The sequence below is a fragment of the Peribacillus sp. SIMBA_075 genome (assembly GCF_046534585.1).
In genome coordinates this window covers 1-236 of record NZ_JAWRYN010001594.1, presented here as the reverse complement: position 1 = coordinate 236, position 236 = coordinate 1, and the positions used below count along the sequence as shown (strand labels likewise).

Genomic DNA, 236 nt, shown 5'->3' with positions numbered 1-236 from the left:
CTCGCACTAACGGCATGCTTATAGGAAAGATCCTCTGGCAGGACATCACGGGCATCCTTTGTTAACACTTCATAAAAAGGAATTACGACCACTACATCTATGTCCACATGCTGCACTTTGACGGCATGTGTCTTTTCTTCTTCATGAAGACCGATGAGTAAACCACCAAATAGCGAAGCACCAGCATTATCTGGATGACCCTCTACCTCACTTGCAAAAAAGAGCTTCTGATCATC

The 236-nt window shown here is 44.5% G+C and carries 1 pseudogene; it reads right to left on the bottom strand.

Features of this window, described 5'->3' with window-relative positions:
- Positions 1–236 (bottom strand): annotated as a pseudogene (locus tag SB775_RS33805) (homoserine kinase); the annotation flags it as partial.